Source organism: Streptococcus sp. HMSC065H07 (assembly GCF_001837325.1).
Classification (GTDB): Bacteria; Bacillota; Bacilli; order Lactobacillales; family Streptococcaceae; genus Streptococcus; species Streptococcus salivarius_H.
The window spans coordinates 5,318-29,456 of record NZ_KV832024.1; the positions used below are offsets into that span (position 1 = coordinate 5,318).

Here is a 24,139-nt window from a genome sequence, read left to right on the forward strand (position 1 = left end):
TATGTCTTATACATCATCTTGGCTTCAAGAGCAAGTACTGAGCACCTATAGAGCTTAGTATACTAATCCTAGTAAATAATAGAGTCTCTAGACAAAAGTCTAGGGATTTTTTGTTATAAAAAAGGATTTATCAGGTTTATATATAGTTATTAGCTATAACAATATCTAAACAAAAGGAGATAACGGGAGCTGGAAACCCTTTGTTTTATAGGTTATAGTCTAAAACTATATATAGAGAAAACTAATAGCAATTATACAGCCACCCATTTCTTTGGTAAGATAAGTTCAACAACAAAGAGGAGGACACAAGATGTCAACTACTATCATTGGTTTCCCACGTTTGGGTGAATTCCGCGAATTAAAATTTACAACAGAAAAATACTTTAGAAATGAAATTACTGCAGATGAACTTTTAACAGCAGCCAAAGACTTGCGTGCAAAACACTGGAATATTGTTAAAGAGAAAGGTATTAGTGAAATTCCTTCAAATGATTTTTCACATTACGATAACTTCCTTGATGCAGCTTTCCTTTTCAACGTCGTACCTGAATCTGTTCAGAACTTGAATTTGACAGATCTTGAACGTTACTTTGCTTTGGCGCGTGGTTACCAAGGTGAAAAAGGGGATGTACGTGCCCTTCCTATGAAAAAATGGTTTAACACTAACTACCATTACATCGTTCCTAAATTTGAAAAAACAACAGAAGTTAAACTTGCTGGTCACAAGATTTTTGATGAGTACCAAGAAGCTAAAGAATTGGGACTTAACACACGTCCAGTTGTCGTTGGACCATTCACTTTCCTTCAATTATCTGACTTTGAGGACGGTGTGAAAGCAGAAGACTTTGTAGACAGCTTTGTGGCAGCTTACCAAGAAGTCTTTGCAAAATTGGCAGAGCTTGGTGCGACTCGTATCCAACTCGATGAGCCAGCCCTTGTTAAAGATTTGACAGCTGAAGAAAAAGCTCTCTTCTTGAATCTCTACAACAAACTCTTGGCTGATAAAAAAGGTCTTGAAGTCTTGATCCAAACTTACTTTGGTGATGTTCGTGATGTCTACAATGATCTTGTGAACTTGCCAGTTGATGGTATTGGTCTTGACTTTGTTGAAGGTAAGAAAACACTTGAATTGGTTAAAGGTGGTTTCCCAGCTGATAAGACTCTCTATGCCGGTATCGTCAATGGTAAAAACATCTGGCGTAACAACTACGAGAAGAGTCTTGCAATTCTTGAACAAGTGCCAGCTGAAAATGTTGTTTTGACAACATCTTGCTCACTTCTTCATGTGCCATTTACAACTGCTAATGAAGAATTTGAACCAGCTATTTTGAACCACTTTGCTTTTGCAGTTGAAAAATTGGACGAATTGCGTGATTTGGATGCTATCCGCAATGGTCAAGGTGAAGAAGCCCTTGCTGCTAACAAAGAACTCTTTGCGACTGAGCGTGTTGGTGAAAATGCTGAACTTCGTGCTCGTATTGCAGGGTTGACTGAAGCTGATTATACTCGTTTGCCAGCATTTGCAGAACGTGAAGCGATTCAAAAAGATGCTTTCAAACTTCCATTGCTTCCAACAACAACTATCGGTTCATTCCCTCAAACTAAGGAAGTTCGTGCCAAACGTTTGGCTTTCCGTAAGAATGAATTGTCACAAGAAGAATACGATGCTTTCCTTGCTGAAATCACTGATGAATGGATTAAATGGCAAGAAGAAGTTGGATTTGATGTGCTTGTACACGGTGAATTCGAACGTAACGACATGGTTGAATACTTTGGTCAAAACTTGTCAGGTTACCTCTTCTCTAAAAATGGTTGGGTTCAATCATACGGTATGCGTGGGGTTAAACCACCAATCATCTGGGGTGATGTGACTCGTCTTAACCCAATCACTGTGAAATGGTCTAGCTACGCACAAAGCCGTACAGACAAACCTGTTAAAGGTATGTTGACTGGACCTGTTACTATCCTTAACTGGTCATTCCCACGTGAAGATATCTCTATCAAGGATTCAACTCTTCAAATTGCTCTTGCAATCAAAGATGAAGTTCTTGACCTTGAAGCTGCAGGCGTGAAAATTATCCAAATTGACGAAGCTGCTCTTCGCGAAAAATTGCCGCTCCGTCGTAGTGACTGGTATGAAGACTACCTCGACTGGGCAATTCCAGCCTTCCGTTTGGTACACTCAACTGTAGCACCAGACACACAAATCCACACTCACATGTGTTACTCAGAATTTACAGATATCATCCCAGCTATCGATAACTTAGATGCTGACGTTATCTCATTTGAAGCTAGCCGTTCAAATCTTGAAATCTTGGATGAACTTAAAGCTCAAAACTTCCAAACAGAAGTTGGACCTGGGGTTTACGATATCCACTCACCACGTGTCCCACAAGACGGTGAAATTGACCACACTATCGAAGCAATCTTGGCTAAAGTACCAAGCGGTAAAGTATGGATCAACCCTGACTGTGGTTTGAAGACTCGCGGAATCAAAGAAACTAAAGAAAGCTTGATCAAGCTTGTAGAAGCTGCAAAAGCAGCTCGCGAAAACTTGTAAGCAGAAGTTATCATACGTTGAAGACCTTCTTCCTTAAGTGTAGAAGGTTTTCAATAGCAAATAATTTTCTAAAGATTTTTGCAAGCAGGCTATGATTAACACGTGTTTAACTGTACTTATGAAGTCAATAGGCACTTAAAACAGCTTTTGTCTTAACAAAAATCTAAAAAGAAGAAGGTATAAAATATGACAAGCCAAACACCATCACTCTCTTTTGAAGTCTTTCCACCTAACCCTGCAGTAGGTAACGAAAAAATTCTACGTGCCCTTGAGGATATGCAAGGATTGGCTCCACACTTTATCAGTGTGACAGCTAGTAATAACAAATATAATATCAAAGAGACGACGGTTCCTTTGGCAGATCATATTCAAAATGACCTAGCCATCCCAACGATTGCCCACCTTCCGGCTATCTATTTGAGTAAAGAAAAGGTTGCTGATACCTTACGTGACTTGGATGCTGTTGGTGTACACCGTATCTTAGCCCTACGTGGTGATATCATTCCTGGTGTGGAACCTCTTAAAGACTTTAGATATGCCACTGATTTGATTGAGTTTATTAAGGAAGAAGCTCCTCAATTTGATATCATCGGTGCCTGCTATCCTGAAGGGCATCCAGATTCGCCAAATCAAATCTCTGATATCCAAAACCTTAAGAAAAAGGTTGATGCAGGTTGTTCTAGCCTTGTAACTCAACTCTTCTTTGACAATGAACGTTTCTATGATTTTCAAGATAAATGTACCTTGGCTGGAATTGATGTACCAATTCATGCGGGTATTATGCCTATTTTGAATCGTAACCAAGCCCTACGTTTGCTTAAGACTTGTGAGAATATCCATTTACCACGTAAGTTCCGTGCCATTTTGGATAAGTATGAGCATGATCCTGAGTCACTTAGAGCGGCAGGTCTTGCCTATGCTATTGACCAGATTGTCGATCTTGTTACGCAAGATGTTGCAGGCGTTCACCTCTACACCATGAATAATGCAGAGACCGCTCGTCATATTCATGGAGCTACTCATTCCTTGTTTAAGCATCATTCACAAGTTAGCGCTCTATAATTAAATCATAAAACTACCACCTATAGATTAGTCTATAGGTGGTTGCTTGTTTCGAGTAGTAAAATGGGTGACTTGCTTACAATCCTAGTATTGTCGTGTATAAAAAAGACTTAGAGCTTAGCTCTAAGTCTTAAATATTATTCGCCTACGAAAGCATTGATTTCTGCTTCGATATTAGCAATTTTTTCTTTAGCATCTGCTTCAGATTCACCAACTGTAGCGATGTAGAATTTGATTTTTGGTTCTGTACCTGAAGGACGAACGGCAAACCATGAATCATCAGCCAAGATGTATTTAAGCACGTTACTTGGAGGAGTTGTCAATTTTTCAACGCCGTCAGCAGTAGTAGCTGTTTGTTCCAAGAAGTCTTCTGTCTTAGCAATGTCTGTGTTGTTGAATTGTTTAGGAGCATTACCACGGAATTTATCCATGATTTTCTTGATTTCAGCAGCTCCGTCAACACCTGAGAGGGTAACAGAGATTGTTTTTTCTGCGAAGTAGCCGTATTGTTTGTAGATTTCTTCGATACCATCTGCCAAAGTCATGCCACGTGAGCGGTAGTAAGCTGCGATTTCAGCAACGATAAGAACAGCTTGGATAGCGTCTTTGTCACGTACGAATGGTTTGATGAGGTAACCGAAGCTTTCTTCGAAACCAAGCATGTAAGTGTGGTTGTGTTGTGTTTCAAATTCATGGATTTTCTCACCGATAAATTTGAAACCAGTCAAGACGTTAAACATAGTTGCGCCGTAGCTTTCTGCAATCTTAGTCACCAACTCAGTTGATACGATTGATTTACAGAGGGCAGCATTTGCAGGAAGTGTACCAGCTGTTTTGTGAGCTTCAAGAATATATTTAGCAATGATAGCTCCGATTTGGTTACCAGAAAGGTTGAGGTAAGATCCATCTGGTTGGCGGATTTCAACACCAAGGCGGTCAGCATCTGGGTCAGTTGCAACCAATACATCAGCGTCTACTTTGCGACCAAGTTCTTCAGCAAGAGCAAAGGCAGCTTGGTTTTCAGGGTTTGGAGATTTAACAGTTGAGAAGTCAGCATCTGGAACAGCTTGAGCTTCAACAACTTGAACAGCTTCAAATCCAGCTTGTGCAAGAGCACGACGAGCCAACATTTCACCAGTACCATGAAGTGGAGTGTAGACAATCTTCATGTCACGACCGTATTCATTGATCAAGTCTTGGTTAATGTTAACGCCTTTCACTTCTTTCAAGTATTCAGCGTCGACGTTTTCACCGATAACTTCAATCAAGCCGCTAGCTTTGCTTTCTTCAAGGTCAGCCAATTGCACAGTGAAAGGATTTTCGATAGCACGGATGTAATCTGTCAAAGCATCAGCATCTGCAGGTGGCATTTGTCCACCGTCTTCACCATAAACCTTGTATCCATTAAATGGAGCAGGGTTGTGGCTAGCTGTTACCATGATACCAGCAAATGTGTGGAGATGACGAACAGCAAATGACAATTCAGGTGTTGGACGTAGGCTTTCAAATACATAAGATTTGATACCGTGAGCAGCCAAAACTTGAGCAGATTCAAAAGCAAACTCTGGAGAGAAGTGACGGCTATCGTAAGCGATAGCAACACCACGTTTTTTAGCTTCTTCCCCTTTTGAGTCAATCAATTGGGCCAAACCTTCAGTTGCTTGGCGAACAACGTAAATGTTAATGCGGTTAGTACCAGCACCAATCAATCCACGCATACCAGCTGTACCGAATTCAAGGTTGGTATAGAAGGCATCTTCTTTCGTTTTTTCATCCATTGCGACCAACTCATCACGAAGGTAAGCAGGCAATTCAGCGAAGTCGAGCCATTTTTGATAATTTTCAGTGTAAGACATAGCAATCTCCTTTATATTTTTAAACGCTTACATTATACCATAATTAAAGAAAAAAAACATGGTAATTACCATGTTTTTTCTTTATTTTTTCAATCGCAGTAACACTGGTGTGATACTTAGAGTTAACAGACCGGCGATAATCATTTCAGCAATCGAATTTGTTGTGAAAATGGTTGCCATCAGTGTTTTGCCACCTGCTGTGTAGAAGTTAGGGATTAGGAAATAGATGCCGAGAAGTACGAAAAATGTATTTGTGAAAGCACCTAAAACCCCAGATAGCATCAGACCTAGACGGTTTTGAAGTAATTTGTAGACAAAGTAAGGGAAAATACCGATCAGGATACGAGGAACGATGGCAATGACTGCAGATGCCCAAGTTCCCCCTTCAACAAAAGGACTAAAGAGATAGCTACTAACCGTATAGATAACAGTGTTTCGAATAATACTCATAATTCCCATGAAGCCACCCAAATAAGCTCCAATTTTAGGACCGTAGACGATGCTAGCGATAATAACTGGGATATGGGTTAGGGTTGGTTTGATTGGAAGTACAAAAGCAGCAAAGATGGTTTGACTGAGTACTTCGATTACAACCATTGTAGCTATCAAGAGGGATAACTGAGCCGTTTGGTTTGCTTTATTTTTCTTATTCATCATAAACTCCTTTTTATTCTATGCAAGGCTATTTTGTTAAAGCATTGTCAATGGATTCAATAATGTCATCAATATCAGCTAAGGCACCACGTCCTGTATCTCCACAAGCCAGTAAACCTGATTTTGGAAGAATTTCTTGGTAGCCAAGGTCATGCAAAGTATTTAGATTCTTCTTAGTCAGTGGATTTTCATACATTTTCGTATTCATTGCAGGGGCAATTAGTTTTGGGGTGGTGCTAGGTAAAGCTAAAGCAGTAGCAGTAAGCATATTATCGGCTAGACCATATGCTAATTTGGCAATGGTATTTGCTGAAGCTGGAGCTACAACAAAGAGGTCAGCTTCTTTACCTAAGTCAATATGATTAATACGTTCAGCCAATTTTTCTTCCATGACATCAGTGTGAACAGGATTCTTCGAAAGGACTTGAAGTGTCAGAGGGGTGATAAAGTCTTGAGCAGCTTCAGTCATAATGACGTGAACGTCATAACCTTTTTTCTTTAACCTACTTGTTAGATCAGCTGCTTTATAGGCAGATATTGATCCTGAAACAGCAAGGATGATACGTTTAGTCATGGCATATCCTTTCAAATAAGGCTCGAGCAATCGCAGATTTAGTCGTAACTTTCTCCTCGTTTTTTTCATCAACGAGATAGGCAATATGTTGATCTTGAGTGATATCACTCAAGTCGTTGGCAACAATAATATCAGCTTTATTGCGTTTTAGACTTGCACGAGCAACCTCAAAAAGCTCTTCTTTTCTTACATTAACCAAAAGTTTGAAGCCAATCAATTGAATATCAGGATTCCATTGTTTGACGAGGCTAATGACCTTCGGTGTTTTTTTAAGAAAAAGAACCTGATAATCAGAAGCCGATGATATCTTGCTTTCAGTGTTAGATTTATGCAAGAATTGAGCGAGATCTTCGGTGTCCTCCAGTTCAGCAAAATCCGTCATATAAATAGGAGTATAATCAGAGACTGCCATACTATGTATAAGAACATCGTGCTCTTTGACGAGTGGCTCCATCTTTTTGAGAAGACTTTCTACGTTCGTAATTTCTGTAATCTTTAGATTTTCTTTCGGTTCTGGTTTAACCGCTGTCTTGGTCGTTACTAAGGTTACTTGGTGACTCTTAGCCAAGAAAAGTTCAGCGATTTCCTTTCCTAGATAACCTGTTGAATGGTTTGTGATTCCACGTACAGCATCAATCTTTTCAGTGGTACCACCCGATGTAATCAAAATTTTCATAGTAGTATTGTACTAAAAATTGGGTCTTTAGTAAATAAAAAGTAAGTATTTTTGAGGTGTACCCCTATAAATTAAAGTTATAACGATTTATAACAAAACAAAAACCGAACATTGAAAAGTAATTAACCAAAAATAATGCGTTTTTTATCAAACTCTGATATAATAGACTTTAGAAAAATATAGAGGAGTGTCTCATGAAAACAGATATCGAAATTGCTCAAAGTGTAGAATTAAAACCAATCACAGAAGTAGTTGAAAAAGTTGGAATCGGCTTTGACGATTTGGAACTCTACGGAAAATATAAGGCAAAATTGTCATTTGATAAAATCAATGCAGTCAAAGACAATAAGCCAGGAAAATTGATTTTGGTGACAGCTATCAACCCAACACCAGCTGGTGAAGGGAAATCAACCATGTCAATTGGTCTTGCAGATGCTCTTAACAAAATTGGTAAGAAAACAATGATTGCCCTTCGTGAACCATCACTTGGTCCGGTTATGGGAATCAAAGGTGGTGCTGCAGGTGGTGGTTACGCTCAAGTGCTTCCGATGGAAGATATCAACCTCCACTTCACAGGGGATATGCACGCTATTACTACAGCGAATAATGCTTTGTCAGCCCTTCTTGACAACCATATTCATCAAGGAAATGCTCTCGGCATTGACCAACGCCGTATCATTTGGAAACGTGTGGTTGACCTTAATGACCGTGCGCTTCGTCATGTAAACGTTGGTCTTGGCGGACCACTTAATGGTATTCCACGTGAAGATGGTTTTGATATTACTGTTGCGTCTGAAATCATGGCGATTCTTTGCTTGGCTACTGATATTAATGACCTTAAAGAACGTTTGGCAAATATTGTAGTTGCCTACCGTTATGATCGTACACCAGTTTATGTACGTGATCTTGAAATTGAAGGTGCGCTTACCCTTATTCTTAAAGATGCCATCAAACCAAACTTGGTACAGACAATTTATGGGACACCAGCCTTGGTACACGGTGGTCCATTTGCCAACATCGCTCACGGATGTAACTCAGTTCTAGCTACAGCTACAGCTCTTCGTTTGGCTGATTATACGATTACTGAAGCAGGTTTCGGTGCTGACCTTGGTGCTGAAAAATTCCTTGATATCAAGACTCCAAACCTCCCAACAACTCCTGATGCCGTTGTTATTGTTGCAACACTTCGTGCTCTCAAAATGCACGGTGGGGTAGCCAAAACTGACCTCTCTGAAGAAAATGTTCAGGCCGTTCGTGATGGCTTCGCAAACTTGAAACGTCATGTAGAAAACGTTCGTAAATTTGGTCTTCCAGCAGTCGTTGCTATTAACGAGTTTGTTGCTGATACAGAAGCTGAAATTGCAGCCCTTAAAGAACTTTGTGCAGAAATCGATGTTCCTGTTGAATTGGCTAGCGTTTGGGCTAATGGTGCTGATGGTGGTATTGACCTTGCCAACGCAGTAGTTGATGCTGTTGAAAATGGTAATGCCGACTATAAACGTCTTTATTCTGATGATGATAGCTTGGAAGAAAAAATCACTAAGATTGTTACTGAAATCTATGGTGGTAAATCAGTTGTCTTCGAGAAAAAAGCTAAGAACCAACTCAAACAATTTGCAGAATTCGGTTGGGATAAATTGCCAGTATGTATGGCTAAAACACAATATAGCTTCTCAGATAACCAATTCTTACTTGGAGCACCAGAAGGTTTTGATATCACTATCCGTGAATTTGTTCCTAAAACAGGTGCTGGATTTATCGTAGCTCTTACAGGAGACGTCATGACAATGCCTGGTCTTCCAAAAGCACCAGCAGCCCTCAAGATGGACGTAGCTGAAGACGGAACAGCTGTTGGTTTGTTCTAAGAAGAAATATCGATATAAACAGTACCTATTGGTGCTGTTTTTTTGTTAGAGTTATGAAAAACTTAAGGAAAGTTTAGTAGACTAAATCTAAATAAAATAAGATCAAAGCACTAGATGATTACGTCTATTTTAGATATAATGATAAAACTTAGTCAAAGTGTTATTTGTATCTTTGACACCTAACAAGGGAGATAACTATGATTAAAATACTACTAGTAGAAGATGATTTGAGTTTGTCGAACTCAGTTTTTGATTTTTTAGATGACTTTGCTGATGTGATGCAAGTCTTTGATGGAGATGAAGGTCTCTACGAAGCTGAAAGTGGCGTCTATGATTTGATTCTTTTAGACCTTATGTTACCTGAAAAAGATGGTTTCACGGTTCTTAGAGAATTACGTGAAAAAGGTGTAACAACTCCTGTACTTATCATGACGGCTAAGGAAAGTCTAGATGATAAGGGTCATGGCTTTGAACTGGGTGCAGACGACTATCTAACCAAACCTTTCTATTTAGAAGAGTTGAAGATGCGTATTCAAGCACTTTTGAAACGATCTGGTAAATTTGACCAAAACACACTTTCTTTTGGTGATGTTCGTGTCAATCTTGCTACAAATTCAACCTTTGTGGGGGATAAAGAAGTAGAACTTCTTGGTAAAGAGTTTGATTTATTAGTTTACTTCTTACAAAATCAAAACGTAATTTTGCCTAAGTCACAAATTTTTGACCGTCTTTGGGGATTTGATAGTGATACCACAGTATCAGTTGTTGAGGTTTATGTTTCTAAAATTCGTAAGAAACTTAAAGGAACAGACTTTGCTGCCAATCTCCAAACCTTGAGAAGTGTGGGGTATATTTTGAAGAATGCTGACTAAATTTTTCAATTATCTCTTTAGGAGAATCAAGTCAGACGGATTTAAGTCGTTCATTCATTTCTTTGCCACTTTTTCTGGTATTTTCCTTATCATGACTGTCATGATTTTGCAGATTCTGAGTTACGGCGTTTATTCCAATGTGGACTCTAGTCTGAAAATGGCAGCCACTAAGACCAATTCTTATTTAGAAATGGAAATGCTAAAACGGGAACTTTTTCTGACTTCTGAGGTAGATCAAAATAATACGACGACCATTTACCAGGCTTATGATACTAAAGGGGCGACAACTGAAACATCTGACTCGAGTGACTCTAAGAAAGAACCTAAGAAGAAATCAAAAATTGAAGATGCCCCTCACGATTTATCAGTTGCGGCAAATACCAGTGTCTTAGTGCTTGATAAGAATGGAAAAGTCCTTAATGTCGTTGATAAATTTTCAAGCTTATCCAATTTACCAATAGATAAAAATAATATTGATGTTATCAGCAAGGGAAGTGCTCAGAATTATTTCGATCAAACGGAAAAGTACCGTCTGATTACTGAGAAAGTAGACAATAGCCTCTATCCTGATGCTAAGTACCTTGTTATTGCGATTAATACAACTCAATTGGAAGAAGCTACTGAACGTTATGTTAAGCTCATTGTCATCATGATGAGTTTCTTCTGGCTCTTATCTGTTGCGGCTAGTATGTATTTGGCTAAGTGGTCAAGACGTCCTATCCAGGAAAGCTTGGAGAAGCAGAAGGCTTTTGTTGAAAATGCTAGTCATGAGTTACGGACACCGCTTGCTGTGATTCAAAACAGGTTAGAAGTTCTTTTCCGCAAGCCTGAGAGTACTATTTTAGATAATTCAGAGAATATTGCATCAAGTCTTGATGAAGTACGTAATATGCGTCTGTTGACGACTAATCTCTTGAACTTGGCTCGTCGTGACGATGGTATTAAACCAGAAATTGAAACCTTAGAACCTGCTTTCTTTGATACAGTATTTACCAACTATGCCATGATTGCAGAAGAAAATGAGAAAGGTTTCACGGCTCAAAATCAAGTTGGTCGTCCAATCCAGACTGATAAAACGTTATTGAAGCAGCTAATGACCATCTTATTTGATAATGCTATAAAATATACGGAAGATGACGGACATGTTACCTTTACTGTTCGCACTAATGACCGCCATCTTTATATTTGTGTAGCTGATAATGGTCCTGGAATATCAGATAGTGATAAGAAAAAAATCTTTGATCGCTTTTATCGCGTAGATAAGGCTAGAACCAGACAAAAAGGTGGGTTTGGACTTGGCTTATCCCTAGCGCAACAAATTGTTTTAGCCCTAAAAGGAACAATTGTTGTTAAAGATAATCAACCAAAGGGAACGATTTTTGAAGTTAAGATTACTGGAGTTTAATTAATAAAGAAAACCTGCTAGGCGATAAGCTAGCAGGTTTTTTGGGTAATAAAAAAACTCCTAAATGGAGCTTTCAATTAGTTAGCCAATTTAGCTGCAAGACGTGATTTATCGCGGCTTGCTTTGTTTTTATGAATCAAACCTTTAGAAGCGGCTTTATCGATGCTAGCTGATGCAGCACGGTAAGCTTCTTCAGTTGGGTTAGCGTTGAATGCTTTAATAGCAGTACGCAAAGCTGATTTTTGAGCTGAGTTTTTTTCGTTTTGTTTAACGTTAAGTTCAGCGCGTTTGATAGCTGATTTAATATTTGCCAATGTTTTCACCTCCAAAATTTATCTAACTATGTCATTATACGTTATTTTAGGCCCCTTGGCAAGCTTTTTCTATTTTTTTAAGTGGATGAAGTCGATTTTATGATTGTCTCCCTTGTGAAGAATCAGTTCAGCTCGACTTCGTGTAGGTTCGATATAATTTTCCAGGTTAACCAAATTGATATCACGCCAGGTTTTTTGTGCTAAAGATAAAGCTTCATCCTTACTAAATTTAGTAAAACGATGGTAGTAGTTGTTTTCATCTTTTTTTGCAAGCTCAAGAAGGGTTTGAAAACGTTCAAGATACCAGGATTCGATATTATTAACTTCAGCGTCAATGTAGAGAGAAAAATCAAAATAGTCACTCATGTAAAGTCGTTGGTTAATAGGGTTCTGGAAAACATTAATCCCTTCGACAATTAGAAAATTGGGCTGTCTGATTTCTTGGGTAAGTCCTGGTACAATATCATAAATTTCATGAGAGTAAACAGGAATATTGACATCACCACCATTTTTTATAGTATCTAAAAAGTTGAGAAGAAGTGGCATATCGTAGGACTCAGGGAAGCCCTTACGATTAAGGATGCCTTTTTCTTTCAAGGTTTGGTTAGGATAGAGAAAGCCATCAGTTGTCACAAGTTCAACATTAGATTGGGGAAAGGTACGCTGCAACAAGAGTTGAAGCAAACGACTGGTAGTGGATTTGCCAACAGCAACTGAACCAGATACCCCAATAATAAATGGACGGTTAGTCTGTGATTTTTGTAAAAAGATACTCTTAGAAAAGGTTAGATCGTTGGCAGTTTTCTGATAGATACGAATGAGATTGATAAGGGGAAGATAAATGTCACTAACTTCTTGCACATCAATCTTATCATTAAGGCTTCGAATGGAATCCAGTTCTTCTGAAGTCAATGGGGCATTGTCCTCTTTATGAAGGCGTTGCCATTCCTTGCGTGATATCGTTTCGAAATTGATAAATTCATTTAGCATAAATAACATTATAGCAGAAAAAAAGGTCGAATGTAAGCCTTGTCATTTCACTAGCCTTACTTTTCTATTTATGATACGATAGAGAAAAAGTACTATCTAGAAGGAAAAAATAATGTCAAAAATGTATTATGCTGAGACGCCAGATGCGGCTCACGATATTCACGATTTAAAGGTAAAATTATTAGGGGAAAGTTTTCAGTTTTATACGGATGCTGGGGTTTTCTCTAAAAAAATGATTGATTTTGGAAGTCAAGTGCTTTTGAGTGCATTAGATTTGGAAGCTGGAAAAACACTATTAGATGTGGGCTGTGGTTACGGTCCTCTTGGTATTAGTTTGGCCAAGGTTCAAGGAGTCAAAGTCACAATGATTGACATCAATAGTAGGGCAATTGATTTAGCGAAACAAAATGCTGAACGAAATAAGGTTGAAGCTACTATTTTCCAATCAAATATCTATGAAAATGTTACTGGAAGTTTTGACTATATTATTTCTAATCCACCTATCCGTGCTGGGAAGAAGGTGGTTCATCAAGTTATTGAGGAGGCATATGGTTATCTCAATCAAGGTGGTAACCTAACTATTGTTATTCAGAAAAAACAAGGAGCTCCGTCAGCTAAGGCTAAGATGGAGGATGTGTTTGGTAATGCTGAAGTCGTTAAAAAGGATAAAGGATACTATATCCTTAGAAGTGAGAAAATATGAGAACAGTTGATTTAATTGAAAAGAAAAGAGATGGTGGCGAGTTAAGCACAGCGGAAATTTCATATCTCATTAATGGCTATGTGTCTGGGGAAATACCAGACTATCAGATAGCTGCTCTGGCGATGGCAATTTATTATCAAGGTATGTCTATTCGTGAAATTAATGATTTGACCACTGATATGGTTGCTTCAGGCGAACAATATGATTTGTCAGAAATTCCAGGTATTAAGGTGGATAAACATTCGACCGGAGGCGTTGGTGATAAGGTAACCATCATTCTGATGCCGCTTGTAGCTAGCTTTGGTGTTCCAGTGGCTAAGATGAGTGGTCGTGGTCTCGGACACACAGGTGGAACGATTGACAAATTAGAGTCTATCAAAGGCTATCAGGTTGAGCGTAGCAAGGAAGAATTCATTCAGCAAGTTAAAGACATTGGGATTTCCCTTATTGGTCAGTCTGAGCATTTGGTTAAGGCTGATAAACTTCTTTATGCCTTGCGTGATGTCACTGCAACAGTAGATTCCATTCCTCTAATTGCAAGCTCTGTTATGTCCAAAAAGATTGCAGCAGGCGCTGATAAGATTTTACTGGATGTTACTGTTGGTCAAGGCGCTTTCATGAAAAATATGTCTGACGCTGAGAAGTTGTCTGAAACCATGGTTGCACTAGGGCATGAGGTCAATCGTGAAACGATTGCAGTTATTACAGATATGAGCCAGCCACTAGGTAAAGCTATTGGTAACCGTCTAGAAATCACTGAAGCCCTTGAAATCATGCAAGGTAAAGGGCGCGAGGATATCACAGACTTCATCTGTGAGCTAGCCGAAATTTTAATGGATTTAGCACAGGTTGAGGTTAGCCCAGAAGAAATTCGTCAGCATCTAGTTGGTGGAAAAGCTCTTGCTAAGTTTGAAGAGCTCATTCAAGCTCAGGGTGGTGATATAGAGGATCTTTATCGTCATAGCAGTGCGCCTGTCGTGACAGATATTCATGCTCATGAAACAGGTTACATTAAAGAGTTACCTGCTATGGCATTTGGAAAATTTGCTATGCAATTAGGAGCAGGTCGAGCTACGAAGTCAGATAGTCTTAATTATGAAACAGGAATTGTATTTGAAAAGAAAGTTGGCGATTCTGTGACTCAGGGAGACCTTATTGCCAAGGTCTATAGCCAAGAAATTTTATCTGAAAAAATGCTGACTGAATTCGAAAAAAATGTTATTATGGGTAGTGAATGTAAAGAAACGACAGAAATATTAAAGATAATTCGCTAACCCTTAATTTAATTCTAATCAAGGAGTTTGTTTATGTCTGTTAATAGCTATATTGACCATACCTTACTAAAAGCTGATACTAATAAAGAACAGATTCTTTCCTTAATTGATGAGGCTAAGAAGTATGAGTTTGCCAGTGTCTGTGTTAATCCAACTTGGGTCAAAACGGCAGCTGAATTGCTAAAAGATAGTTCTGTTAAAGTTTGTACGGTTATTGGTTTTCCTTTGGGAGCATCGACCTCCGCAGTTAAGGCTTTTGAAGCTAAGGATGCTATTGCCAATGGAGCGGATGAAATTGATATGGTAATCAATATCGGTGCTCTTAAATCTAGAAATCTTAAATTAGTCGAAGACGACATTAAAGCTGTTGTTGAAGCTAGTGGAAGAAAACTTGTAAAGGTTATTATTGAAACTTGTCTTCTGACCGATGAAGAAAAGGTCGAAGCTTGCCAATTAGCAAAACTGGCAGGTGCAGATTTTGTGAAGACCTCTACTGGTTTTTCTACTGGTGGCGCAACAATTGAAGATATTGAACTTATGCGAGAGGCTGTTGGTCCTACTATGGGAGTCAAGGCATCTGGTGGAGCACGCACACTTGAGGCAGCTCAAGCCTTTATCAAAGCTGGTGCAACCCGTATTGGTACTTCGTCAGGAGTTGCCATTATGAAAGGTCAAGAAAGCCATGATAGCTACTAAAAAAGAGCAAGTAATAAAAGCAGCACAAGAAGCAGCTGAAAATGCCTATGTTCCCTATTCTCGTTTTAGAGTTGGAGCAGCATTGCTTACAAAGGATGGGCAAATTTTTCAAGGCTGTAACATTGAGAATGCCTCATTCGGATTGACCAATTGTGCAGAAAGAACAGCCATTTTTAAGGCGGTATCCGAAGGGTACAGAGATTTTGAATGTCTTGCAGTCTACGGAGATACCAAAGATCCCATCTCACCATGTGGTGCTTGTCGCCAAGTAATGGTTGAATTTTTAAAATCTGATTCTAAAGTGATTCTTATCGCTGAAGATAACTCGACAGTCGAGATGACAGTCGGAGAGTTGTTACCATACTCTTTTACGGACTTACAATAGTCTAGTTGTTTTATTCTTTATTAAGCAAGTTTTCTTGCAAGTTATAGGAGGAGTGTTCAAGATGAAATTGAACAAGAAAATTATCGGACTTGGCCTTGTTGCTGTAGCAGCACTTGGTCTTGCAGCATGTGCACGTGGCGGACGCGGTGGATCATCAGCTGATTCAAAAGTTAAAGCTGCTATCGTTACAGATACTGGTGGTGTTGATGATAAATCATTTAACCAATCAGCATGGGAAGGTCTTCAAGCTTGGGGTAAAGCTAACAAACTTGAAAAAGATTCTGGCTACAATTACTTCCAATCTGGTTCAGAGTCTGACTTTGCAACAAACTTGTCTTCAGCACAAAGTCAAGGCTACAACCTCATCTTTGGTGTTGGTTTTGCTCTTCATGATGCAGTAGCAGATGCAGCTAAAGAACACGAAGATGTGAACTATGTAATTATTGACGATGTTATTAAAGACCAAAAGAACGTTGAAAGCGTTTTGTTTGCCGATAATGAAGGTGCTTACCTTGCAGGTATCGCAGCAGCTATGCAATCAAAAACAAATAAAGTTGGTTTCATCGGTGGTCAAACATCAGACACAATTACACGTTTTGAAGCTGGTTTCACAGCTGGTGCTAAGTCAGTAAAACCTGACATCGATGTACAAGTTCAATATGCTGAATCATTCTCTGATGCAGCTAAAGGGACAACAATCGCTTCAACAATGTATGCTTCAGGCGTTGACGTAATCTACCAAGCTGCTGGCGGTACTGGTACTGGTGTCTTCACAGCTGCTAAAGAAGTTAACGAAAAACTTGATGCTGAAAGCGATAAGAAAGTATGGGTAATCGGTGTTGACCGTGACCAAACAGCAGAAGGTAATTATACATCTTCAGACAAGAAAAAATCTAACTTTGTTTTGACTTCAACAATCAAACAAGTTGGTACAGTTGTTAAAGATATTGCTAACGGACAAGTCAAAGGCGATAAATTCGAAGGTGGTAAAACTAAGACTTACGGTATCAAAGACGGTGGTGTTGACATTGTAACATCTAATCTTCCTTCAGATATCAAAGATGCAGTAGAAAAAGCTAAAGAACAAATCAAGAATGGTGAATTGAAACCAACTGATGGTCTTAGCAAATAATAGTTAAGTATAAGTCTTTATAGAACTTAGACTGAGACAAATTTTTGTCTCAGCAAAGGGAAGCAGTTAATGATCCCCTTTGCTGAAATAAAAATTATTCTTGGAAGGAGATTGTATGACGAAGCCAAATGTCATTGAGATGCACGATATTACCAAAAAATTTGGTGAATTCGTGGCAAATGACCATATCAATCTTGATGTGAGACAAGGAGAGATCCATGCCCTCCTCGGTGAAAATGGTGCAGGTAAGTCAACTTTAATGAATATGCTTTCAGGTCTTTTGCAACCTACGAGCGGTACCATTAAGGTTACAGGACAAGAGGTGACGATTGATTCACCATCTAAAGCAACGAAACTGGGGATTGGGATGGTTCACCAACACTTTATGTTGGTTGAAGCTTTTACAGTTGCTGAAAATATCATCCTGGGTAGTGAGGTAACTAAAGCAGGTGGTGTCCTTGATATGAAGAAGGCTATCAAGGAAATTACTGAACTCTCTGAAAGATACGGTCTTGCGGTAGATCCAACTGCCAAAGTTGCAGATATCTCTGTTGGTGCTCAACAGCGTGTTGAAATCCTTAAGACTTTGTATCGTGGGGCTGATATTTTGATCTTCGATGAGCCGACTGCGGTATTGACTCCGTCTGAAATTACTGAACTTCTAAACATTATGAAGACCTTGGTTAAGGAAGGCAAGTCGATTATTCTGATTACCCATAAGTTGGATGAAATTCGAGCAGTTTCTGACCGTGTCACTGTCATTAGACGTGGTAAATCAATTGATACGGTAACGATTGAAGGGTCAACAAATGCTGACTTAGCCGAAATGATGGTTGGCCATCAGGTTTCCTTCAAGACAGAGAAAATTCCTTCAAATCCAAAAGAAGTTGTTCTTTCTATTAAAAATTTGGTGGTTAACGAGAACCGAGGAATACCTGCTGTAAAAAATCTGTCATTAGATGTTCGTGCTGGTGAGATCATCGGTATTGCCGGTATCGATGGCAATGGTCAGACAGAACTTGTCCAAGCGATTACAGGGCTTCGTAAAGTTAAGTCAGGTGATATTACTATCAAGGGTGAATCGATTATTCATAAGACATCTCGTCAGATTACTGAAATGAGTGTTGGGCATATTCCTGAAGATCGTCACCGTGATGGTATGGTCCTTGAAATGACAGTTGCTGAAAATATCGCTCTTCAAACCTACTACAAAGAGCCAAATTCTAAGAATGGTATCTTGAACTATAATGTCATCAATGCTAAAGCGCGTGAATTGATGAAAGAGTTTGATGTTCGTGGTGCAGGAGAATTAATTGCTGGTGGTGAATTGTCAGGTGGTAACCAACAAAAAGCTGTTATCGCTCGTGAGATTGACCGTGACCCAGAACTTCTTATTGTAAGTCAACCAACTCGAGGTCTTGACGTTGGTGCCATTGAGTACATCCGTAAACGTATTATCGCAGAACGTGATAAAGGTAAGGCTGTGATTGTTGTCAGCTTTGAATTGGATGAAATTCTTGATATGTCAGACAGAATTGCGGTTATCTATGATGGTGCAATTCAGGGAATTCTAGATCCTGCTGAAACGAATAAGCAAGATCTTGGTATTCTTATGGCTGGTGGACAATTGAATAAGGAGGAAGCAAATGTCTAAAAAAGTACAAAATTGGGCAGTTCCTTTAATTGCTGTCCTCTTGGGAATGCTGATTGGAGCCGTTTTGATGTTGATTTTCGGTTACGATCCATTCTGGGCTTACTATGATCTTTTCACAACGGCCTTCGGCTCATTGAAAAATATTGGTGAAATTCTTCGTGCCATGAGTCCGCTGATTCTGATTGCACTAGGATTTTCTGTTGCATCTAAGGCAGGTTTCTTTAACGTTGGTTTGCCAGGACAGGCCTTGGCAGGATGGGTTTCTGCCGTATGGTTTGCTTTGTCATTCCCTGACTTACCAAAGGTGATTTCAGTTATCTGTACAGTCATTATCGGTCTGGTTGCAGGTGGTATCGCTGGGGCTATTCCAGGTATTCTCCGTGCTTACTTGGGAACTAGTGAGGTCATTGTTACCATCATGATGAACTACATCATTTTGTATGTAGCAAACAATATTATTCGCTTTGGATTTACAGCTGATATGTTGCGTTCTTCAGAAGCTTCTAACAAGGTTGTAGCCTCGGCTAGTTATCAAACAGAGTACTTATCTCAAATTACTGGTGGTTCGCGTTTCAATATTGGTTTCTTCCTGGCTCTTGCGGCTGCCTTCTTAGTTTGGTTCTTGCTTAAGAAAACAACAACTGGTTTTGAAATTACATCTGTAGGTCTTAATCCTCATGCTTCAGAGTATGCAGGGATGTCATCTAAACGTGTTATTATCATGTCAATGATTATCTCAGGTGCTCTATGTGGTCTTGGAGGAACAGTAGAAGGACTTGGTACATTCCAAAATGTCTTCGTTCAAAACGCTTCATTGGCTATCGGTTGGAACGGTATGGCGGTTGCGCTTTTAGCGTCTAACTCACCTATCGGTATCCCATTTGCCGCCCTTCTTTATGGTGTTTTGTCTATTGGTAAGAGTGGTATGATTGGTGTTCCACCTGAAATTATCGATGTTGTTTCAGCCTTGATCATCTTCTTTGTTGGTGCTAATTACATCATTAGATATTGGGTTCGCCCTCGTCGTAAATCAGTGAAAGCTAAAGGAGGACAAAACTAATATGGACTTTATTACAATTATAGCCTTGATTGTTGCCTCTATGTTGAAGTATTCAGCACCATTGATTTTTACAAGTATCGGTGGAACTTTCTCTGAACGAGGCGGTATCGTAAATGTCGGCCTTGAAGGAATTATGGTAATTGGTGCTTTCGCAGGTGTTCTCTTTAACTTGACTTTTGCAGAAAGTTTTGGAGATGCGACACCTTGGATTGCTGCGATTGTAGCAGGTCTGGTTGGTGTTCTCTACTCATTGCTCCATGCTGTTGCGACAATTAACTTCCGAGCTGACCATGTTGTCTCTGGTACAGTGTTGAACCTTATCGCACCATCTTTGGCAGTATTCTTGACACGTGTTATCTATGGTGCTGGTCAAACACCTGCTATCAGTCATAACTTTAAGACTGTATCCTTCCCAATCTTGGATCATATCCCTTTCTTGGGTAAAGTTTTCTTCACTAATGTTTCTTTGGTAGCATATGTTGCCATCCTGGTTTCAGTAGCATCATGGTGGCTCATCTTTAAGACTCGCTTTGGTTTACGACTTCGCTCAGTTGGTGAACACCCACAGGCAGCAGATACACTTGGGATTAACGTCTATCGTATGCGTTACTATGGCGTTATGATTTCGGGCTTCCTTGGTGGTGTTGGTGGTGCGGTTTATGCACAATCCATCTCAAACAATTTTGCTGTTACAACAATTGCAGGTCCTGGTTTCATCGCTTTGGCTGCTATGATTTTCGGTCGTTGGAGTCCAATTGGAGCTATGCTCTCAAGTTTGTTCTTTGGATTGTCACAATCATTGGCAATCATTGGAAAACAGCTTCCACTCATTTCACATGTACCAAATGTGTATTTGCAAATTGCACCATATATCTTGACAATTATTGTCTTGGCTGCTTTCTTCGGTAAAGCCGTTGCACCTAAAGCAGATGGTGTTAACTATATCAAATCTAAATAGGCACTCTACAGTGTCTCAGATAAGAAGGTCTATCGGCCTTCTTTTTTATTCGAGAAAAAAAGCTTGTCAATACTTACTAAAGTTGGTGTCGACAAGCTTTTGTTTTTTTATGAAAAATGTGGGTTAAAGACCTTCTCATGACCAATAGTGGTGTCCCATCCATGACCTGGGAAAACTCTGTAGTGGTTAGGAAGTGTAAAGAGTTGTTCTTTAATACTAGTGAGTAATTGTTCGTGGTTCCCTGTTGGAAGGTCCCAGCGTCCAATTGTTTCTTTAAAGAGGGCATCACCAGAAAATACAGTTTCTTCTTTATCAAAGATAAAAGAAACACCTCCAATAGAGTGTCCTGGGGTTGGAACAACTTTAAACTGGAAATCCTCGATGTTATAGTCCTGAGTGAAATCGAAGTAGTATTCTGCTGGATTGACAATAACGTCTTCCATATCGTCATGACGTGGTAGTCCAGATAAATTATCGATAGGATTCAGCAACCAGTCTTTTTCAGCTTCAGCAACGTAAACAGGAGGATGATTGTATGCCTGACGGACTGCCTCAACACTCATAATGTGATCGTAGTGTGTATGTGTCAAAAGGATAGCAGCAACTGGTTTGTCGATTGCTTTAAGTTCAGTTAAGATACTAGAAGTATCACTTCCTGGATCAATGACTAGACAGGCTGTATCGTTTTCTAAAATATAGGTGTTTTCCTGAGCAACAGGATTTAAAATTCGTCTTATTTTCATAGCTCTAGTGTAGCACGAATTTCAGGCTTTTTCCAATATCAGAATGATGGCTTTGTCTTTTTTTGGTGCTTTGGATATGCTATAATAAGGTCACTATGAGTGAAAAAAACACGAATAAATATGCCATTGTTGACTTGGAAGCAACCTCTGCTTCGTCAACGGCTAGTATTATACAGGTGGGAATTGTCATCATGCAAAATGGTCAGGTGATTGACGAATTTGCGAGTGATGTCAACCCACACCAAGAACTCGATGATCACATTATTCATTTAACAGGGATTACCGATCAGCAGTTGGCTCAAGCCCCAGATTTCTCAGAAATTGCTAGAACCATTTTTGAACTGATTGAGGACTGTATTTTTGTTGCCCATAATGTCAAATTTGACGCTAATTTGCTTGCTGAGGCACTTTTCATGGAGGGCTTCGAACTAAGAACTCCTCGTGTGGATACTGTCGAATTGGCTCAAGTCTTTTATCCGACGTTAGAACAATATAAGCTATCTCATTTATCCAAGGTTCTTAATCTTGACCTAGCTCAGGCCCATACCGCTATTGAAGATGCGAGAGCGACCGGACAGCTTTTGTTTCATTTGATGGATAAGATTGCCAGCTTACCTAGACAGACCATTGAGATGCTGTTGACCTTTTCAGATAATCTTCTTTTTGAGACTGAATTGGTTATTCGTGATGCTATAAGAGGTCAAAATTTAGGCCTTTCAAAAGAATATGTCATGCTTGAAGAATCTGGAATTGTTCTTCGTAGACCTTTGACTTATAAGTCTGAACGAAAACTGTCTCAAGATTTTGATACCAATATTGCTCTCTTAGATTTGGAATCAAGGCCTAAACAAAGTGAGTTTGCTGAGGCAGTAAAAAGAGAGCTTGATAATACTGATATTTCCATGATTCAGGCTCAGACTGGAATCGGAAAAACCTATGGCTATTTGCTTCCTTTGTTGGCGCAATCTGATATAGAAAAAGTGGTGGTGGCTGTTCCGACCAAGCTCCTTCAAAATCAGATTATGAATCAGGAAGCTAAAGCATTATCGGATGTCTTTAATATTAACTTTCATAGTCTCAAAGGACCTCAGAATTATATCAAGTTAGATGCCTTCTACCAAACCTTACTTCGTCAGGATAGTAACCGTTTGATTAATCGTTATAAAATGCAACTCTTGGTTTGGTTGACTGAAACAGAGACAGGGGATCTTGACGAAATCAGACAAAAGCAGCGATATATGGCTTATTTCGATGAGATTAAGCACGATGGTAAGTTAAAGGTGGACAGTCTTTTTGCTGAATATGATTTTTGGCAACAGTCCTACCAAAAAGCTCAGGAAGCTAGGGTAGTTGTAACCAACCATGCTTATCTGTTGACGCGTATGGAAGATAATCATGATTTTGTTCGAGGAAAAACTCTTGTGATTGATGAGGGACAAAAGATGGTCCTGGCTTTAGAACAATTTTCACGTCATCAAGTCAATCTTACGGTCCTGTTGCAACATATTCATCGAATTCTTGATAGTGGTAGTCAAACCTTACTTCAACAACGCTTGCTCGAAAATTTGCAGTTTGAAATTAGCCATCTAATCCAAGAACATCAACAATTTCCTCAGAAGCAGTATAATCGCCAGCAATTAGATCGTTTGCTACAAACCATTTCTGAACTGGAAGGTGAAAGTGATTTGATGGAGATGTTGTCTCCCTTGAAGACACCCCTTTACTGTCATTTCTGGCTTGAAACAGATTATTATCAGGAACATCGTGTGACTTATTTAAAGGCGTCACGCAAAGAGCTCTTAGAGCTTTCTGCTTATCTACCAAGTGCCCAAAAAGTGATAATTGTCTCAGCAACTATTGATGTGGGACCTGATGTAGATGTGGCTGATTTATTAGGCTTAGATCAGGTACGCAAGGTTAGCCTCCCAATGGATACTTTACCCAATCAAGCTATTTGGATTGATCAAAGCATGCCTATGATTGGTATTGCTTCTGAGGAAGAGTATGAAGTTGCTCTTGCAAAGCGTCTCCAGAAGCTATCTGAAATGGAATACCCAATTTTAGTACTATTTACATCTCGAAAGAGTATGATGGCTGTTTCAGATTTATTGGATCATAGGGAAGTTCGTCACCTAACTCAAGAGAAAAATGGGACAGCTTTTAATGTCAAAAAACGTTTTGATAGAGGTGAGACCAATCTCCTTCTCGGTATGGGGTCGTTCTGGGAAGGTGTTGACTTTGCCCAACAAGATAGGGTAATTGAGGTTATTGCACGTCTGCCGTTTGACAATCCTAAGGATCCATTCTATCAAAAGATTGAATCTTGGTTTTCTAAGCAAGGAAAGAGCACCTTTGATAGTTACAGTCTTCCCATGACGGTTTTACGTTTTAAACAAGCTATTGGACGTGCTCAAAGACGTCCAGAACAGCGCTCGGCTATTCTTCTTATGGATAATCGCCCGCTCGTTAAGAGTTATGGAAAACTATTTCTAAAAGAAGTGACACAAGAAGTTGCGCTTAAGCCCGCTAAGTTCGAGGAAGTCAAAGAGGATATTCAGGATTTCTTAGAACAAGAAAGTTAACTTTTAAAAACCAACCTTTTCTAAGATTACTTAGGTTTTATAAATTTTACTGACTTATAAAAAAGATAGACTTAATTGCTCAATACTAGCTATATTGCTATGTAAAGATTTATCATTTTCTGAT

At 39.3% G+C, this 24,139-nt stretch carries 21 protein-coding genes; 14 read left to right on the top strand and 7 right to left on the bottom strand.

Features of this window, described 5'->3' with window-relative positions:
- Positions 1-310 precede the first annotated feature (310 nt).
- Positions 311-2,560: a 5-methyltetrahydropteroyltriglutamate--homocysteine S-methyltransferase gene (gene metE, locus HMPREF2637_RS02970; RefSeq protein ID WP_064525029.1), complete on the top strand. Its 2,250-nt coding sequence runs from the start codon at positions 311-313 to the stop codon at positions 2,558-2,560.
- 186 nt (positions 2,561-2,746) lie between these two features.
- On the top strand, positions 2,747-3,622 hold the full coding sequence (gene metF, locus HMPREF2637_RS02975; protein WP_013990458.1) for a methylenetetrahydrofolate reductase [NAD(P)H]: 876 nt from the start codon (positions 2,747-2,749) through the stop codon (positions 3,620-3,622).
- Between the two features lie 137 nt (positions 3,623-3,759).
- Here metF and HMPREF2637_RS02980 read toward each other — a convergent pair whose 3' ends face one another.
- The 4 genes from HMPREF2637_RS02980 to HMPREF2637_RS02995 form a co-directional block, all read right to left on the bottom strand.
- Entirely contained in the window at positions 3,760-5,478 is a 1,719-nt protein-coding gene (locus tag HMPREF2637_RS02980) for a phospho-sugar mutase (protein ID WP_037600760.1), read from the bottom strand.
- 81 nt (positions 5,479-5,559) lie between these two features.
- On the bottom strand, positions 5,560-6,132 hold the full coding sequence (locus HMPREF2637_RS02985; RefSeq protein WP_022496698.1) for an ECF transporter S component: 573 nt from the start codon (positions 6,130-6,132) through the stop codon (positions 5,560-5,562).
- Positions 6,133-6,160: 28 nt separating this feature from the next.
- Positions 6,161-6,706 (bottom strand): phosphopantothenoylcysteine decarboxylase, encoded by a 546-nt coding sequence (gene coaC / locus HMPREF2637_RS02990; protein WP_013990462.1) that lies wholly within the window; start codon positions 6,704-6,706, stop codon positions 6,161-6,163.
- Positions 6,699-7,382 carry a phosphopantothenate--cysteine ligase gene (locus tag HMPREF2637_RS02995; protein WP_013990463.1) on the bottom strand — a complete coding sequence of 228 codons (684 nt, stop codon included), beginning with the start codon at positions 7,380-7,382 and terminating at the stop codon, positions 6,699-6,701. The genes coaC and HMPREF2637_RS02995 overlap by 8 nt, the downstream gene beginning before the upstream one ends.
- Positions 7,383-7,576: 194 nt before the next feature.
- Here HMPREF2637_RS02995 and HMPREF2637_RS03000 point away from each other — a divergent pair, with 194 nt between their 5' ends.
- The 3 genes from HMPREF2637_RS03000 (at position 7,577) to HMPREF2637_RS03010 (ending at position 11,524) form a co-directional block, all read left to right on the top strand.
- On the top strand, positions 7,577-9,247 hold the full coding sequence (locus tag HMPREF2637_RS03000) for a formate--tetrahydrofolate ligase (RefSeq protein ID WP_004182072.1): 1,671 nt from the start codon (positions 7,577-7,579) through the stop codon (positions 9,245-9,247).
- A 197-nt stretch (positions 9,248-9,444) separates the two neighbouring features.
- Complete coding sequence (locus HMPREF2637_RS03005) at positions 9,445-10,119, top strand: response regulator transcription factor (RefSeq protein ID WP_002891134.1); 675 nt, start codon at positions 9,445-9,447, stop codon at positions 10,117-10,119.
- Positions 10,109-11,524 carry a sensor histidine kinase gene (locus tag HMPREF2637_RS03010; protein ID WP_064525027.1) on the top strand — a complete coding sequence of 472 codons (1,416 nt, stop codon included), beginning with the start codon at positions 10,109-10,111 and terminating at the stop codon, positions 11,522-11,524. Before HMPREF2637_RS03005 ends, HMPREF2637_RS03010 begins: the two co-directional genes overlap by 11 nt.
- 77 nt (positions 11,525-11,601) lie before the next feature.
- On the opposite strand, the gene rpsT is transcribed toward HMPREF2637_RS03010, so the two are convergent.
- Both rpsT and coaA read right to left on the bottom strand, forming a co-directional pair.
- Positions 11,602-11,838: a 30S ribosomal protein S20 gene (gene rpsT, locus HMPREF2637_RS03015; RefSeq protein WP_004182129.1), complete on the bottom strand. Its 237-nt coding sequence runs from the start codon at positions 11,836-11,838 to the stop codon at positions 11,602-11,604.
- 69 nt (positions 11,839-11,907) lie between these two features.
- On the bottom strand, positions 11,908-12,828 hold the full coding sequence (coaA, locus tag HMPREF2637_RS03020) for a type I pantothenate kinase (protein ID WP_059749264.1): 921 nt from the start codon (positions 12,826-12,828) through the stop codon (positions 11,908-11,910).
- A gap of 112 nt (positions 12,829-12,940) precedes the next feature.
- On the opposite strand from coaA, the gene HMPREF2637_RS03025 reads away from it, so the two are divergent.
- From HMPREF2637_RS03025 to HMPREF2637_RS03060, 8 genes are all read left to right on the top strand, one after another.
- Positions 12,941-13,531, top strand: a complete 591-nt coding sequence (locus HMPREF2637_RS03025) for a class I SAM-dependent methyltransferase (RefSeq protein WP_064525022.1) — start codon at positions 12,941-12,943, stop codon at positions 13,529-13,531.
- Positions 13,528-14,805 (top strand): pyrimidine-nucleoside phosphorylase, encoded by a 1,278-nt coding sequence (locus tag HMPREF2637_RS03030; protein WP_064525020.1) that lies wholly within the window; start codon positions 13,528-13,530, stop codon positions 14,803-14,805. Before HMPREF2637_RS03025 ends, HMPREF2637_RS03030 begins: the two co-directional genes overlap by 4 nt.
- A gap of 33 nt (positions 14,806-14,838) precedes the next feature.
- Positions 14,839-15,501, top strand: coding sequence for a deoxyribose-phosphate aldolase (deoC, locus tag HMPREF2637_RS03035; protein WP_070839063.1), 663 nt, complete (start codon positions 14,839-14,841; stop codon positions 15,499-15,501).
- Entirely contained in the window at positions 15,488-15,886 is a 399-nt protein-coding gene (locus HMPREF2637_RS03040; protein ID WP_002891126.1) for a cytidine deaminase, read from the top strand. The genes deoC and HMPREF2637_RS03040 overlap by 14 nt, the downstream gene beginning before the upstream one ends.
- Before the next feature lie 67 nt (positions 15,887-15,953).
- Positions 15,954-17,018: a BMP family lipoprotein gene (locus tag HMPREF2637_RS03045; protein ID WP_277619197.1), complete on the top strand. Its 1,065-nt coding sequence runs from the start codon at positions 15,954-15,956 to the stop codon at positions 17,016-17,018.
- A 115-nt stretch (positions 17,019-17,133) separates the two neighbouring features.
- Positions 17,134-18,672: an ABC transporter ATP-binding protein gene (locus HMPREF2637_RS03050; protein ID WP_070839065.1), complete on the top strand. Its 1,539-nt coding sequence runs from the start codon at positions 17,134-17,136 to the stop codon at positions 18,670-18,672.
- A complete protein-coding gene (locus HMPREF2637_RS03055) occupies positions 18,665-19,732 on the top strand; it encodes an ABC transporter permease (protein WP_002891123.1) in 1,068 nt (355 codons plus the stop codon). The genes HMPREF2637_RS03050 and HMPREF2637_RS03055 overlap by 8 nt, the downstream gene beginning before the upstream one ends.
- A gap of 1 nt (position 19,733) precedes the next feature.
- Positions 19,734-20,690: an ABC transporter permease gene (locus HMPREF2637_RS03060; RefSeq protein WP_002891122.1), complete on the top strand. Its 957-nt coding sequence runs from the start codon at positions 19,734-19,736 to the stop codon at positions 20,688-20,690.
- Positions 20,691-20,797: 107 nt separating this feature from the next.
- On the opposite strand, the gene HMPREF2637_RS03065 is transcribed toward HMPREF2637_RS03060, so the two are convergent.
- The gene (locus HMPREF2637_RS03065) at positions 20,798-21,433 is read right to left on the bottom strand and encodes an MBL fold metallo-hydrolase (RefSeq protein WP_060972481.1); all 636 of its coding nucleotides are present in this window, start codon (positions 21,431-21,433) and stop codon (positions 20,798-20,800) included.
- Between the two features lie 95 nt (positions 21,434-21,528).
- On the opposite strand from HMPREF2637_RS03065, the gene HMPREF2637_RS03070 reads away from it, so the two are divergent.
- Positions 21,529-24,015 carry a bifunctional DnaQ family exonuclease/ATP-dependent helicase gene (locus tag HMPREF2637_RS03070; RefSeq protein WP_064524293.1) on the top strand — a complete coding sequence of 829 codons (2,487 nt, stop codon included), beginning with the start codon at positions 21,529-21,531 and terminating at the stop codon, positions 24,013-24,015.
- The last annotated feature ends 124 nt before the right edge of the window (positions 24,016-24,139 follow it).

Bases quoted from the DNA above. Each gene is read 5' to 3' on its own strand.
- metE (WP_064525029.1), top strand. From the start codon at position 311: ATGTCAACTACTATCATTGGTTTCCCACGTTTGGGTGAATTCCGCGAA.
- HMPREF2637_RS03055 (WP_002891123.1), top strand. From the start codon at position 18,665: ATGTCTAAAAAAGTACAAAATTGGGCAGTTCCTTTAATTGCTGTCCTC.
- HMPREF2637_RS03010 (WP_064525027.1), top strand. From the start codon at position 10,109: ATGCTGACTAAATTTTTCAATTATCTCTTTAGGAGAATCAAGTCAGAC.
- HMPREF2637_RS03005 (WP_002891134.1), top strand. From the start codon at position 9,445: ATGATTAAAATACTACTAGTAGAAGATGATTTGAGTTTGTCGAACTCA.
- HMPREF2637_RS03000 (WP_004182072.1), top strand. From the start codon at position 7,577: ATGAAAACAGATATCGAAATTGCTCAAAGTGTAGAATTAAAACCAATC.
- HMPREF2637_RS03050 (WP_070839065.1), top strand. From the start codon at position 17,134: ATGACGAAGCCAAATGTCATTGAGATGCACGATATTACCAAAAAATTT.
- HMPREF2637_RS03030 (WP_064525020.1), top strand. From the start codon at position 13,528: ATGAGAACAGTTGATTTAATTGAAAAGAAAAGAGATGGTGGCGAGTTA.
- HMPREF2637_RS02985 (WP_022496698.1), bottom strand. From the start codon at position 6,132: ATGAATAAGAAAAATAAAGCAAACCAAACGGCTCAGTTATCCCTCTTG.
- HMPREF2637_RS03025 (WP_064525022.1), top strand. From the start codon at position 12,941: ATGTCAAAAATGTATTATGCTGAGACGCCAGATGCGGCTCACGATATT.
- metF (WP_013990458.1), top strand. From the start codon at position 2,747: ATGACAAGCCAAACACCATCACTCTCTTTTGAAGTCTTTCCACCTAAC.
- HMPREF2637_RS03060 (WP_002891122.1), top strand. From the start codon at position 19,734: ATGGACTTTATTACAATTATAGCCTTGATTGTTGCCTCTATGTTGAAG.
- HMPREF2637_RS03040 (WP_002891126.1), top strand. From the start codon at position 15,488: ATGATAGCTACTAAAAAAGAGCAAGTAATAAAAGCAGCACAAGAAGCA.
- HMPREF2637_RS02995 (WP_013990463.1), bottom strand. From the start codon at position 7,382: ATGAAAATTTTGATTACATCGGGTGGTACCACTGAAAAGATTGATGCT.
- coaA (WP_059749264.1), bottom strand. From the start codon at position 12,828: ATGCTAAATGAATTTATCAATTTCGAAACGATATCACGCAAGGAATGG.
- coaC (WP_013990462.1), bottom strand. From the start codon at position 6,706: ATGACTAAACGTATCATCCTTGCTGTTTCAGGATCAATATCTGCCTAT.
- HMPREF2637_RS02980 (WP_037600760.1), bottom strand. From the start codon at position 5,478: ATGTCTTACACTGAAAATTATCAAAAATGGCTCGACTTCGCTGAATTG.
- HMPREF2637_RS03070 (WP_064524293.1), top strand. From the start codon at position 21,529: ATGAGTGAAAAAAACACGAATAAATATGCCATTGTTGACTTGGAAGCA.
- HMPREF2637_RS03065 (WP_060972481.1), bottom strand. From the start codon at position 21,433: ATGAAAATAAGACGAATTTTAAATCCTGTTGCTCAGGAAAACACCTAT.
- deoC (WP_070839063.1), top strand. From the start codon at position 14,839: ATGTCTGTTAATAGCTATATTGACCATACCTTACTAAAAGCTGATACT.